Below are 11,989 nucleotides of genomic sequence, written 5' to 3' on the forward strand. Positions count from 1 at the left end.
CCCTGCTGCCGCTTCTGGCCGTGGGTCCCGCCGGGGTCGCCAGTGGTCATGAGGGGGTGCTGGCGGATTTGCCGGCCTGGGCGCGAGTGCTGGCCAGCTTCGCCGCTGTGGCCGGCGTGGTGATCGGTGGGCGCTATCTGACCCGCCCGATGTTCCGTTTCATCGCCGCGGCCCGCCTGCGCGAGATATTCACCGCCTCGGCGCTGCTGCTGGTGGTGGCGGTGGCGGCCCTCATGGAGCTGGTCGGTCTGTCGCCGGCCCTGGGCGCCTTCCTGGCCGGGGTGGTGCTGGCCGAGAGCGAGTTCCGGCGCGAGCTGGAGACCGACATCGAGCCGTTCCGCGGCCTGCTGCTGGGCCTGTTCTTCATCACCGTCGGCGCCGGCCTCGACTTTGGCGTGGTGGCCGCCCAGCCCCTCACCCTGATCGGCCTGGTGGTCGGCCTGATGGGGCTGAAGGCGGTGGCTATGTACGCCGTCGCCCGCGCCTTCCGCAAACCCGGCCGCGACGCCGCCACCACGGCGGTCGCCCTGGCCCAGGGCGGCGAGTTCGCCTTCGTCCTGCTGACCTTCGCCCTGGGCGCGCGGGTGATGGACGCCGACACCGCCAAGCTGCTCACCGCCGTGGTCGCGGTCTCCATGGCGCTGACCCCGCTGGCCATGGCGCTCTATGAGCGATGGGTGCTCAACCGCGCCCGGCCCCGGGCCGAGCCCGAGGGCATGGCCTTCGACGAAGGCGCCCCGGACGCCATCGTCGCCGGCTTCGGCCGCTTCGGCCAGATCGCCACCCGCCTGTTGATCGCCAACGACTTCAAGGTGGTGCTGCTGGACTCCAGCATCGAGCAGATCGACCTGATCCGCCGCTTCGGCTGGCCCGTCCACTATGGCGACGCCAGCCGCCTGGACCTGCTGCGCACCGCCGGCGCCGAGAAGGCCCGCCTGCTGCTGGTGGCCATCGACGACCGCGACAAGGCCGTTGAGCTGGTGGCCGCCGCCCACCAGGCCTTTCCTAACCTCACCATCCTGGCCCGCGCCTACGACCGCAGGCACGCCTATGAGCTGATGAAGGCCGGCGGCGATGAGGTCGAACGCGAGACCTTCGAGAGCGCGCTGACCTTTGGCCGTAAGGCCCTGATCAGGCTGGGGGTTCACGAACGCCGCGCCCTGCGCGCCGCCACCCTGTTCCGCGAGCACGACCGCGAGCTCTTCCTGCGGCTGGCCCCCCTGGCTGGCCAGGACGCCGCCTATGTCATGGCCAGCCGGGACTCCCGCCAGACCATGGAGCGCCTGCTGCGCGCCGAGATGGCCCGGCTGGACGAGGAAGACGAGCGCGGCGAGCGCGAGCCCTTCCGCTCCGGGATGTCCCCGCGGCTGGAGGGGCAGGACGAGCGGGTGTAGGAGATTTTGTCATGAGCCAAGCCCACGCCCCCGCACCCGCCATCGAGGCCCTGTCGTTCACCGGGTTCGACGCCGACTTCGACCGCTTCTCACAGACCCTGGGGGGATCCTTCGCCCGCTACGGCTTCGCGGTGATCTCCGATCACGGCGTCCCCCAGCCGCGCATCGACGCGGCCCTGGCGGCCACCAAGGCGTTCTTCGCCCTGCCCGAGGCGGTGAAGCGCAAGTACAAGCTGCCGGTGTCCGGGGCCCGCGGCTACACCCCCTTCGGCATTGAGACCGCCAAGGGCGAAACCCACCACGACCTGAAGGAATTCTGGCACGTGGGCCGCGACCTGCCTCCCGCTCACCCCTATCGTAGTCACATGGCCGACAACGTCTGGCCGGACGCCGAGGTGGCCCAGTTCCACGAGACGGTGGGCTGGCTCTACGCCGCCCTGGACGCCATGGGGCTGAAGGTGCTGGAGGCGATCGCCGTCTACCTGGGGCTGGACCGCGGGTTCTTCTTGCCCACCGTGGACTTCGGCAACTCTGTGCTGCGCCTGCTGCACTATCCGCCGGTCCCCTTCGACGGCCCGGAGATCCGCGCCGCCGCGCACGAGGACATCAATGTGATCACCCTGCTGCTCGGCGCCGAGGAGGCGGGGCTGGAGGTCAAGGACCACGACGGCCGCTGGCTGCCGATCAACCCGCCGCCGGGCTCCCTGGTCTGCAATATCGGCGACATGCTGCAACGGCTGACCAACCACCGCCTGCCGTCCACCACCCACCGGGTGGTCAACCCCGCGCCGGAGCGCCGCGGCGTGCCGCGCTACTCCACGCCGTTCTTCCTGCACTTCAATTCGGACTACGAGATCGTCACCCTGCCCAACTGCGTGGACGCCGCCCACCCGGACCGCTACCCGCGGTCGATCACCGCCGACGACTTCCTCCAGGAACGCCTGCGCGAGATCAAGCTGGCCTGACGCCTCCTGTCCCCCGACACGTAAGTAGCGGGGGGAGAGGAGGTTAGCCTACTCCGCGGCGATCAGGATCTGCCGGGCGCGGTCCTTGAAGTTGATCTCCTGGAGGTACTTGATCCCCTCCTCGGCGATGTCGTCGCCGACCATGCGGTCGCCCTCGGACTTCAGCTCGTCGATGTCAACGTAGGTGGCGTAGAAGGCCTTGGTGCGGTCGGTGATGATGCCGGCGTTCAGGAGGGTCTTCACCAGGACGCGGAAGATGTTGGACTGCTCCTTCATGTTCTCGCGGCGGGTCTCGTCGGTGATCATCAGCGCCATCTCGGCGATCACCCGGTCGGGATCGAGGCCAAATTCCTCATAGAGGTCGCGCTGCTGGGTGGGCGCCACCAGGTTGAACAGCAGCGTCTGGAAGCAGTGGGCGGCCCACAGTTCGATGATCTCGTGCTCGGATTCCGACAGGTGCGGAATGGTCCGGTCGGCCCAGATCTTGCCGAACTTGTGGTGGAAGGCCTCGTCGGTCATCACCAGCTGCATCAGCTTCTTGCCGAGCGGGTCGCGGATATTGTTGAAGAAGGTGGCGAAGGCGCCCATGGCCAGGCCCTCGACCAGCATCTGCATGCCGATGATTTTCTTGTAGACCTCCGGCGCGTCGATGATCTCGACCAGCAGGTTCTTCAGGGTCGGGCCGCATTCGACGGGTCGACCCCAACGCGCCTTGATGTACTTGGCGAAGGCGGTGACGTGGCGGGCCTCTTCGCGGGTCTGGTTGGCGGCGTATTCCTGCGCGCCCTGGTCCTTCAGCACGTGACAGAGCGAGGCCGACAGGTTCAGCGCGCCCTGCTCTCCGTGCAGGATCGAGGAGAAGGTGCGCAGCGTCGACTGGTTCACGAACCGGACGCGGGTCTTCCAGTCGCTGAGGTGGTTGGAGACGTAGTCGGTGGACAGGGAAACGATCATCTCCTCCGGCAGGAGCATCTCGTTCTCCATGTCGAAGGGCTCGTCGAAGTCGATGTATTTCTTGTCCAGCGGATCCCAGAAGTGGTCGTGGGTCGCCGAGATGATCTTGTCGAAGGCCGTCGAGCGCGCGCCGTAGCGATCCAGCTCCAGCATGGACTCGAAATCGTCCGGCGCCACGGCGTCGTAGATGATGTCCTTGGTGATGTTGCCGTCGGCGGCCATGGGTCTCGCTCCTCAAGCGGCAGGCGTCCACCGCCCGAGCCTCCAGAGAAACACCTGAACGGTGATCAGTCAAGGAAGGTGACGGTGGCGTCACTTTCATTCCTCCCGCGGACCGAAGCGCAGCGGGCAGGGCGCCTGCGAAGCTGACGTAGCGGGTTTCCGCTCCGACCTCAGCGGCCGGAACGCTCCACCGCGGCGCCTCTCCTCGGGTCGATCTTCCAGCTTGCAGAGCTCGGCCTGCCGGTCGCCATGATCCCGACCGGCGGCGGGTCTCCCACGTTAGGGGCTACGGCGCGAGCCGAGGCTGAGGGCTGCGCAGATCAACAGTTGAGTCAGTTTCATTCTCAAGTCTCCGAAGGTTGTTGCCGCTCGGGGTTCGTGTTCAGACGCCGCTCAGGGCCCGCCAGGCGACGTAGGCCGCCGTGGCCAGCACCATGAGGGCGAAGATGCGCCGGGCCGTGTCCGCGCGCCGCGCGAGCGCGCGCGCCGCGGGCAGTCCGGCCAGGGCGCCGAGACCGCCGCCCGCGACGAGGGCCGCGAACACCGGCCAGTCCACAAGCCCCGAGGCGGCGTAGCTGGCGCTCGTCGCCGCGCCGAACACCACCACCGAGACCAGCGAGGAGGCCGCCGCATGCGCCAGCGTCATGCCGGTCGCAGCTATCAGACCGGGCACGATCAGAAAGCCGCCGCCGATGCCGAAGAAGCCGGCGGCCAGGCCGGTGAGCAGGCCCAGGGGCGCGAGCTTGACGGTCATCGCGGCGTTCAGGTGAACGGCAGGGTCGCCCTGTCCCTTGCGAGGCAGGAGCATCGAGACGCCCACCAAGGCCATCGCCACGGCGAACCAGAGCACGAGCCGCCCGCCGTCGATCTGCTTGGCGAGATGCGCGCCCACGAGAGCGCCCGCCAGCCCGGCTGCGCCGAACACCAGAGCGCAGGGCCACTTGACGGCGCCAGCCCGCGCCTGCCCCGCGAGCCCGATCGCGGCGTTCACCGCGACGGCGGCAGCCGAGGTGCCGATCGCCACATGCGGATCGCGCACGCCAACGACGTACAACAGGAGCGGTGTGGCCAGCACGGAGCCGCCACCGCCGAAGACGGTGAGCAGGACGCCGATGACGGCGCCGCTAACCGTCGCCAACACCAGGCTGAGCGACAGCGGGTCCACCGCTCAGGCCGGGGCCGGACGGTTCCAGGGCAGCAACGCGAGAACTCGGGCCATGCCGCAGAAGCCCGTGACGCCGGCCAGGGCGAGGCCCGCGCCCACGAACGCGCTGAGCCCGAAGAACGCGGGATGCACGCTGAATCCCAGCGCCACGCCGCTCAGCACGAGGACGCCGGCGGCGATCTGCACCTGGCGCATGACCTCCAGGGGGGCCTTCGGGTTCTCTTGCATGGGGAATCCGGCGGCTGCCCAGCCGTCGAGGCCGCCTTCGAGAACGAAGGCTTGGCCGTCCACGCATGCCGCCAGGCGTCCTGCGTTGGCCTGCGTCCGCATGCCCGAGCGGCAGGCGAAAACCATCTGCTTCCCGGGCCCGGCTCCGAGGGACTTAGGGTCCAGGGTGGCGAGAGGTCGCGATACGGCGCCCTTCACGTGGCGCCGGGCGAACTCGTCCGGCTCGCGGATATCCACCAGCACGGCGCGGTCAGCCTTGATCAGGTCAGCCACTTGGGTCGGCTTGAGGGCTTTGAGGGGTGCGGTCATGTGGCCTTCTTGATGTCTGGAGGGCAGAAGATCTCCGCAAGCGTCGCCACCACCTTGATCGCGGCGGGGTCTGAGATCCGGTACCAGATGCTCTGGCTTTCGCGGCGGGTGGCCACGATGCCTTCCTCTCTCAGCACCGCGAGGTGCTGGGATAGCGCGGACTGGGAGAGACCGACCTGCGGGAGCAGGTCTCCCACCGTCCGCTCGCCGTCTGTCAACTGGCACAGGATCATCAGCCGCCGCTCGTTGCCCAGGGCGCGCAAGAGCTTCGCCGCTTCCGCCGCGCTGGCCTCGAACCGGGTGATGTCGAAGTTCGCAAGATCAAGCATGGCGTGCTATATATTCATTGATCCTAATTTAGCAATCTCTTATATGAGGACAGAAGCCAGGAGGCCCCGCCATGACGCCCGCCGTGCAGACCTTCTTCGACAAGGCCACCTCGACCGCCACCTATCTCGTGGTCGATCCCGCGACCAAGACAGCAGCGATCATCGACCCGGTGCTCGACTACGAGCCGACGGCGGCAAGGCTTTCCACCGCTTCGGCTGACATCGTGCTCGAGGCCGTGCGCGCGCAGGGCTTGCAGCTCGCCTATGTCCTTGAGACCCATGCCCATGCCGACCACCTGTCGGCCGCTGGCTACATCCGCCGACAGACCGGAGCCGCCATCGTCATCGGGGCCGAGATCACCCGCGTGCAGAAGGTGTTCATACCTCTGTTCGAGGCCGAGGACCTGTCGCCCGACGGAGGGGCTTTCGACCGGCTGCTGGCCGAGGGCGATACGCTCCCGCTGGGCGAACTCAGCATCCGCAACATGCACACGCCCGGTCATACCCCGGCCTGCGTCACCTATCTGATCGCAGACGCCGCCTTCGTGGGCGACACCCTGTTCATGCCCGACTATGGCACCGCGCGCGCGGACTTCCCTGGGGGCGATGCGGCCGAGCTTTATCGGTCCATCCAGAAGATTCTCGCCCTGCCGCCCACGACGCGGATCTTCGTCGGCCACGACTACCTTCCCCCCGGCCGGACCGAGTTCCGGTGGGAGACCACGGTCGCCGAGCAGCGCTCGGACAACGTCCATGTCCACCAGGGAGTCACCGAGGCTGGGTTCGTCAGCATGCGGCAAGCCCGCGACGCCACGCTTCCTCCGCCGACACTGATCCTGCCCGCCCTGCAGGTGAACATCCGTGGCGGGGAGTTGCCCGCACCCACCAAGACCGGCCGCGTCTTCCTCAAGCTGCCAGTCACCATGGTCTGATGCGTTGCTGACGCTGCCAGTCCATCGCCCCCAAGGAGCCCTCCATGAACTATTACTTCGCCAAGACACTGGATCTGCCCTTCGAGGCAGCGGTGGCCAAGACCCGCGAAGCGTTGTCGCAGGAAGGCTTCGGTGTGATCACCGAGATCGACGTCCGTCAGACCCTGAAGACCAAGCTCGGGGTCGAGTTCCGCCCCTATCTGATCCTGGGCGCCTGCAATCCCGCCCTGGCCTACGAAGCACTGCAGCTGGAGGACAAGGTCGGCACGATGCTGCCCTGCAACGTCGTCGTGCAGGATGCGGGTGGCGGACGGACCGAGGTTGCTGCGATCGATCCCGTCGCGTCCATGCAGGCGATCGGCAACCCCGGGCTGACTGAAAAGGCCCAGGCGGTCGGCGACAGGCTGCGCGCCGTGATCGACCGCCTCTAAGTCAGGCCGCGCCACTGGCATGCCGTCAGGCTTCAGCCGCTCCTCGGGCGAACAACCCGTTAAGCCGCCTCAATGGCCTCGATATCGGCGTCAGAGAGGCCGAAGTGGTGGCCGATTTCGTGCACCAGGACGTGGGCCACCAGTTCCTCCAGCGTCACCTCCCCGCGCTCGGCCCATTCATCCAGGATCGGGCGGCGGTAGAGGAACACCATGGAGGGCTGCGGCGACGGGTCGAACACCGAGCGGTGGGCCAGGTCCACCCCCTGGTAGAGCCCGGTGAGCTCGAAGGCGTCGGCGATGCCCAGTTCGTCCAGCACGTCCTGGGCCGGGAAATCGTCCACCCGGAAGATCACCTGGCCGGTCATCCGCCGAAATTCCTCCGGCAGGGCCGCGAAGGCCTGTTCGGCCAGGGCCGCCAGGTCGTCGAGGGAGGGCGCCTTGCCGACCTCACTCATCGGGCACGATGATGTTCGGGTTCTCCGGCAGGCGGATCTCGAAGAGGCCGATGTCCAGGGGCTGCTGGGGCTCCACCGGCCGCAGGGGCTGGCGCGAAATGGCGTGCAGGATCGCCGGGTCCAGGGTCTGGCGCGAGCGGCGGGCGTGCCGGGCCTGCGGCGCCGCGATCGGCCGCGCAGGCGTCGCGATCCGCCAGTAGGAGACCTGCAGCCGCCAGGTGGTGGCCGGTTGCGCCGCCGGTCGCGGCCAGCGGCGGCCGTCCTCGTAGGTCGGCTGAACCGGCGCGGCCGCGGCGCCCGTCGTCTGTTCGATGAGCGCGCAATAGCGGTCCTCCACCGCCGGCCCCGCCGCGCTGCGGTGGTCGTCGAGGCACCCGGCATAGGCGTCCAGGGCGGCCTCGCGGGTGGCGTAGGCCGCACCCAGCGGATCGGTGGTGAACACCACCGGCTCCCCCGCCGCGGTGGCGGCGTCGCGTTGCCGGGCGGCGCGGCCGGACGGGCGCGCCAGCGCCTCGTCCGCGTTCGCGGCCACTGGATAGAGGATGGCGGTCATGTTCCTGATCATGCGGCAAAAGGCTCTGCCGGCAAAACGCGGCGCCAGGACGTCGCGGCGTGCGGCGGGGGTCCGCTGGCCGTAAGGTGGCGGATATGATTCGCCGGGGCCCGGATGAGCGCCAATGACCTGATCCTTGCGGCGGCGGCGGGCGCGGTGTCGCTGGCCATCTGCGCCGTGCTCTGGGCGCTGGCCCAGCGCCGCCGGGGCCAGGCCCGGATCGACGCCCTGGCCGCGCGCCTGGCCGCCGTGGAGGCGCGCGCCGAAGCCGCCCAGGCCTCCGCGGAGGCTTTCGATTCCGCCCTGCTGGCCGTGGAGGACGGCCACGCCATGCTGGCCTCCGGGGAGGAGAGCCTGGCCGTCTGCGCCGACGCCCTTGGCCTGGCCGGAGCTGAGCCCCAGGCCCTGGTCAACGCCCTGATGCGCGCCGATCCGGACCATGCCCGCAGGCTGCGGGCGCTGTTTGAGCGGGGCGAGGCCTGCGCGTTCGAAGTTCGGGGCCCCGCGGGCGTGGTGACGGTGGAGGGCCGCGCGGCCGGCGCGCTGGCCTGGCTGCGGGTATCCGCGGTGATCGGCGAGGACGCCGGCCTGCCCACCGCGCCGCGCTTCGCCGCCTTTCTCGACGCCCGCCCCTGCCCGGCCTGGATCGCCGCGGCGGACGGCTCGCCGATCTGGGTCAATTCCGCCTGGCTGAAGGCCGTGGACGCCGCCAGCCTGGATGAGGCGGCTCTGCGGGGCGCCGCTTTCGACAAGGCCGCCGACGCCCTGGCCAGCGAGGCCGCCAACCTGGGTCACCAACGCGAGGCCCTGCGCTGGTTGAGCCTGGGGGGTCGCAGGCGGGCTTTCCAGATCACCGCCCAGCCTCTCGATGGCGGCGGCGTCGGGGTGTGGACCGAAGACGTCACCGAGCTGGAGGAGATGCGCGAAATCCTCAAGCGCAACGTCGAGGGCCATGACGAGACGCTCAACCACATCGCCGACGCGGTGGCCATCTTCGGCGAGGGCAAGCGGCTGATGTTCCACAACACCGCCTTCGCCGAGCTGTGGAGCCTGGAGCCGGCCTGGCTGGGCGAGCGGCCGACCCACGCCGAGGTGCTTGACCGCCTGCGCCAGCGCCGCCGCCTGCCGGAGAGCGCCGACTACGCCAAGTGGAAGGCCGCCGAGCTCAACCGCTACGAACACCTCGACGCCGCGCCTGACGACCTGTGGAGCCTGCCCGACGGCCGCACGCTCAGGGTCGTGCGCCAGCCGCACCCGATGGGCGGCCTCCTGCTGCTGTTCTCCGACATCACCGGCGAGCTGAAGCTGAAGGCCCAGTACAACGGCCTGATCCAGGTCCAGCAGGCGACCCTCGACAAGCTCTCCGACGCCGTGGCGGTGTTCGGCTCCGATGGCCGCCTTCGCCTGCACAACGAAGCCTTCGAGACCTTCTGGAAGATCACCCCGCAGCAACTCCAGGCGGCGGGCGACTTCGAGGGCGTGGTCGAGCTGTGCATCCCCAAGCTGCACGACATGGGCTTCTGGCGCGAGCTGAAGGGCCGCGTCGCCGACCCCGATCCCGGCGCCCGCTCGCCGATGACCGGCGAGGTGAAGACCTCGGACTCGCGGATCGTGGCCTACCAGTCGCGGCCCCTGCCGGACGGCGCCACGCTCGCCGCCTTCACCGACGTCACCGACGCCAGGCGCCTGGAAAGCGCGCTCGCCGCCCGCGAGGCCGCCCTCACCGAGGCCCAGCGCCTGAAGCGCGACTTCGTCGGCAACGTCTCCTATGAGCTGCGCACCCCGCTCACCACCATCATCGGCTATTCGGAGCTTCTCGAGCGCTCGGGCGAGGCCCTGTCGGAGCGCGGCCGCAGCCACGCCGCCGCCGTCAAGTCCGCGGCCACCCAGCTCGCCCGCTCCATCGACGACGTGCTCGACATGGCCCAGATCGACGCCGACGAGATGGCGCTGGACCTGGCGGACGTCAACGTCGCCGACGTGCTGCTGGCCGTCACCAGCCGCTGGCAGCCGGCCGCGGAGGCGGCGAGAATCTCCCTGGTGGTGGAACGCCCCGACGACATCGGCCTGATCCGCGGCGACGCCAGGCGGCTGGGCCAGATCCTCGACCACCTGGTGGAGAACGCGCTGGGCCAGACCCCCGCCGACGGCACGGTGACGCTGGCCGCCCGCAAGGCGCTGGGCGAAATCCAGCTGCAGGTGTCCGACACCGGCCGCGGCATCGCCTTCCACGTCCAGGCGCACATCTTCGACCGCTTCATCGGCCGCGAGCGCGGCGGCCCGGGCCTGGGCCTGGCCCTGGTCAAGGCGCTCACCGAGCTGCACGGCGGCTGGGTGGCCCTGGAGAGCGAGCCGGGCGCCGGCGCCACCTTCACCTGCCACCTTCCCGAGGAGGCCCAGGCCAGCGCCGCCCAGCCGGAGCTCGGCCTGACCCGCTGAGCCGCCTGACCCGCTGAGGCGTGACTCTGGCCAGGCTTTGCCGCAGGCTGGGCCTCCAATCACGCCGGGGCCCAACCGATGAACCTTCGCACCCTGACCCAGGCCCTGGCCGCTGTCGCCGCCGCCGGCGGGCTCGCCGCCTGCGCCACCGTCAGCCCGCCGGCGGTGGCCCTCTACGCCATGGACTGCGGCAGGATCACCCTGGCCGACGCCGACGCCTTCGCCGACGACGGAGCCTACAAGAAGGTCGCCAAGACCCTGGTGGTGCCCTGCTACCTGGTGCGCCACCCCCGGGGCGACCTGGTCTGGGACACCGGCGTGCCGCAATCCATTGCCGACCTCCCGGGCGGCGCCGCCCCCGGCGGGCTCACCGTGGCCCGCAAGCTCACCGACCAGCTGGCCCAGCTCGGCTTGGCGCCCGCCGACATCGAATATGTCTCCATCTCGCACAGCCACTTCGACCACATCGGCAACGCGGGCCTGTTCGCCGGCTCCACCTGGATCGTCGACGCCAAGGAGCGGGCCTACGCCTTCCGGCCCGAGGCGCGGACCAATGCCCAGCAGTTCGCCGCCTACTCAGCCCTGGAAACCGCCAGGACCGTGCTGATCGAGGGCGACGCCGCCCACGACGTGTTCGGCGACGGCTCGGTGATGGTGATCCCGGCGCCCGGCCACACGCCGGGGCACACCGTCCTGCTGGTCCGCCCGGCCAGGGCCGCCCCCGTGCTGCTGACCGGCGATCTCTGGCACATCGCCGAGAGCCGCGCCGCGCGCCGGGTGCCGCGCTTCAACGTCGACCGCGCCGAGACCCTGCGCACCATGGACAAGGTGGAGGCCCTGGCCCGCGAAACCGGCGCCACGGTGGTCCGCCAGCACGTGCCGGAGGATTTCGCCGCCCTGCCGCGGTTCCCCCAGGCGCTACGCTAAAACCGACGCCCGGCAGGCAACCTTTGACGGCGCCGCGCGCTCAAGCTTCACTACGGGGTCGATCAAACCAAGGAGAACTACCCATGCGTCTCATGACCGCCATTGTCGCCGCCTGTGCGGCCCTCAGCCTCGCGGCCTGCGAAAGCGCCGCCGACAAGAACGCCGAAGTGAAGGCCGACGCCCTGGAAGCCCAGGCGGCCGTCGCGCCGACCGAAGCCGCGGAAACCGCCCTGAACGCCAAGGCCGACGCCATCGAGCAGAACGCCGGCAACGCCGACGGCGGCGCCACCACCGCCAACACGCCCGACACCAGCCCGTCCAAGTAAGGCTTGCGCGCCACCCTGAGGCCTCACGGCCGAGGGGTGGCGCACTCCCTCCTCATGACGCGGAGGGCCAGGGCCCTCAGCCCATCCGGTGCAGGCCGCACAGCTTGTTGCCGTCCGGATCGCGCAGATAGGCCAGGTACAGCTTCCCCATCCCGCCGTCGCGCACCCCCGGAGGCTCCTCGCAGGAGGTCCCGCCGTTGGCGACGCCCGCCGCATGCCAGGCGTCGGCCTGTTCCGGCGAGGCGCAGGCAAAGCCGATGGTCCCCCCATTGCCCACGGTAGCCGGCTGCCCGTCGATCGGCACGGAGACCGAGAACACCCCGCCCGGCGTGCGCCAGAACGCCCGGTGGCGGTCCACCG

At 69.9% G+C, this 11,989-nt stretch carries 14 protein-coding genes; 7 read left to right on the top strand and 7 right to left on the bottom strand.

The window, feature by feature from the left end; genetic code table 11:
* Both ACLL81_RS12125 and ACLL81_RS12130 read left to right on the top strand, forming a co-directional pair.
* Positions 1-1,394 (top strand): cation:proton antiporter (locus tag ACLL81_RS12125; protein WP_411288603.1); only part of this gene is annotated, 1,394 nt, incomplete at its 5' end.
* An 11-nt stretch (positions 1,395-1,405) separates the two neighbouring features.
* A complete protein-coding gene (locus ACLL81_RS12130; RefSeq protein ID WP_411288604.1) occupies positions 1,406-2,359 on the top strand; it encodes an isopenicillin N synthase family dioxygenase in 954 nt (317 codons plus the stop codon).
* A gap of 48 nt (positions 2,360-2,407) precedes the next feature.
* Here the strand turns inward: ACLL81_RS12130 and ACLL81_RS12135 are convergent, their stop codons facing one another.
* From ACLL81_RS12135 to ACLL81_RS12150, 4 genes are all read right to left on the bottom strand, one after another.
* Positions 2,408-3,535, bottom strand: coding sequence for a ferritin-like domain-containing protein (locus ACLL81_RS12135; protein WP_411288605.1), 1,128 nt, complete (start codon positions 3,533-3,535; stop codon positions 2,408-2,410).
* 382 nt (positions 3,536-3,917) lie between these two features.
* Positions 3,918-4,691 carry a sulfite exporter TauE/SafE family protein gene (locus tag ACLL81_RS12140; protein WP_411288616.1) on the bottom strand — a complete coding sequence of 258 codons (774 nt, stop codon included), beginning with the start codon at positions 4,689-4,691 and terminating at the stop codon, positions 3,918-3,920.
* A 12-nt stretch (positions 4,692-4,703) separates the two neighbouring features.
* On the bottom strand, positions 4,704-5,237 hold the full coding sequence (locus ACLL81_RS12145) for a rhodanese family protein (protein WP_411288606.1): 534 nt from the start codon (positions 5,235-5,237) through the stop codon (positions 4,704-4,706).
* The gene (locus ACLL81_RS12150; protein ID WP_411288607.1) at positions 5,234-5,566 is read right to left on the bottom strand and encodes an ArsR/SmtB family transcription factor; all 333 of its coding nucleotides are present in this window, start codon (positions 5,564-5,566) and stop codon (positions 5,234-5,236) included. Before ACLL81_RS12150 ends, ACLL81_RS12145 begins: the two co-directional genes overlap by 4 nt.
* 71 nt (positions 5,567-5,637) lie before the next feature.
* Here ACLL81_RS12150 and ACLL81_RS12155 point away from each other — a divergent pair, with 71 nt between their 5' ends.
* Positions 5,638-6,498, top strand: coding sequence for an MBL fold metallo-hydrolase (locus tag ACLL81_RS12155; RefSeq protein ID WP_411288608.1), 861 nt, complete (start codon positions 5,638-5,640; stop codon positions 6,496-6,498).
* Positions 6,499-6,542: 44 nt separating this feature from the next.
* A complete protein-coding gene (locus ACLL81_RS12160) occupies positions 6,543-6,929 on the top strand; it encodes a DUF302 domain-containing protein (RefSeq protein WP_411288609.1) in 387 nt (128 codons plus the stop codon).
* 59 nt (positions 6,930-6,988) lie between these two features.
* Here the strand turns inward: ACLL81_RS12160 and ACLL81_RS12165 are convergent, their stop codons facing one another.
* Positions 6,989-7,384, bottom strand: a complete 396-nt coding sequence (locus ACLL81_RS12165) for a metallopeptidase family protein (protein ID WP_411288610.1) — start codon at positions 7,382-7,384, stop codon at positions 6,989-6,991.
* Positions 7,377-7,949: a hypothetical protein gene (locus ACLL81_RS12170; protein ID WP_411288611.1), complete on the bottom strand. Its 573-nt coding sequence runs from the start codon at positions 7,947-7,949 to the stop codon at positions 7,377-7,379. Before ACLL81_RS12170 ends, ACLL81_RS12165 begins: the two co-directional genes overlap by 8 nt.
* Before the next feature lie 102 nt (positions 7,950-8,051).
* Between ACLL81_RS12170 and ACLL81_RS12175 the strand changes: the two genes are divergently transcribed.
* The 3 genes from ACLL81_RS12175 to ACLL81_RS12185 all read left to right on the top strand — a co-directional run bounded on the left by ACLL81_RS12175 (position 8,052) and on the right by ACLL81_RS12185 (position 11,629).
* A complete protein-coding gene (locus ACLL81_RS12175) occupies positions 8,052-10,376 on the top strand; it encodes a PAS-domain containing protein (protein WP_411288612.1) in 2,325 nt (774 codons plus the stop codon).
* A gap of 78 nt (positions 10,377-10,454) precedes the next feature.
* Complete coding sequence (locus ACLL81_RS12180) at positions 10,455-11,303, top strand: N-acyl homoserine lactonase family protein (protein WP_411288613.1); 849 nt, start codon at positions 10,455-10,457, stop codon at positions 11,301-11,303.
* 83 nt (positions 11,304-11,386) lie between these two features.
* Positions 11,387-11,629: a hypothetical protein gene (locus tag ACLL81_RS12185; protein WP_411288614.1), complete on the top strand. Its 243-nt coding sequence runs from the start codon at positions 11,387-11,389 to the stop codon at positions 11,627-11,629.
* Between the two features lie 76 nt (positions 11,630-11,705).
* On the opposite strand, the gene ACLL81_RS12190 is transcribed toward ACLL81_RS12185, so the two are convergent.
* On the bottom strand, positions 11,706-11,989 hold a 284-nt coding region (locus ACLL81_RS12190), incomplete at its 5' end, for a VOC family protein (RefSeq protein ID WP_411288615.1).

This window comes from Phenylobacterium sp. (assembly GCF_046590535.1).
Classification (GTDB): Bacteria; Pseudomonadota; Alphaproteobacteria; order Caulobacterales; family Caulobacteraceae; genus Phenylobacterium.

Coding starts and splice junctions, on each gene's coding strand:
- ACLL81_RS12185 (WP_411288614.1), top strand. CDS start 11,387: ATGCGTCTCATGACCGCCATTGTCGCCGCCTGTGCGGCCCTCAGCCTC.
- ACLL81_RS12170 (WP_411288611.1), bottom strand. CDS start 7,949: ATGATCAGGAACATGACCGCCATCCTCTATCCAGTGGCCGCGAACGCG.
- ACLL81_RS12165 (WP_411288610.1), bottom strand. CDS start 7,384: ATGAGTGAGGTCGGCAAGGCGCCCTCCCTCGACGACCTGGCGGCCCTG.
- ACLL81_RS12155 (WP_411288608.1), top strand. CDS start 5,638: ATGACGCCCGCCGTGCAGACCTTCTTCGACAAGGCCACCTCGACCGCC.
- ACLL81_RS12160 (WP_411288609.1), top strand. CDS start 6,543: ATGAACTATTACTTCGCCAAGACACTGGATCTGCCCTTCGAGGCAGCG.
- ACLL81_RS12145 (WP_411288606.1), bottom strand. CDS start 5,237: ATGACCGCACCCCTCAAAGCCCTCAAGCCGACCCAAGTGGCTGACCTG.
- ACLL81_RS12175 (WP_411288612.1), top strand. CDS start 8,052: ATGAGCGCCAATGACCTGATCCTTGCGGCGGCGGCGGGCGCGGTGTCG.
- ACLL81_RS12150 (WP_411288607.1), bottom strand. CDS start 5,566: ATGCTTGATCTTGCGAACTTCGACATCACCCGGTTCGAGGCCAGCGCG.
- ACLL81_RS12130 (WP_411288604.1), top strand. CDS start 1,406: ATGAGCCAAGCCCACGCCCCCGCACCCGCCATCGAGGCCCTGTCGTTC.
- ACLL81_RS12135 (WP_411288605.1), bottom strand. CDS start 3,535: ATGGCCGCCGACGGCAACATCACCAAGGACATCATCTACGACGCCGTG.
- ACLL81_RS12180 (WP_411288613.1), top strand. CDS start 10,455: ATGAACCTTCGCACCCTGACCCAGGCCCTGGCCGCTGTCGCCGCCGCC.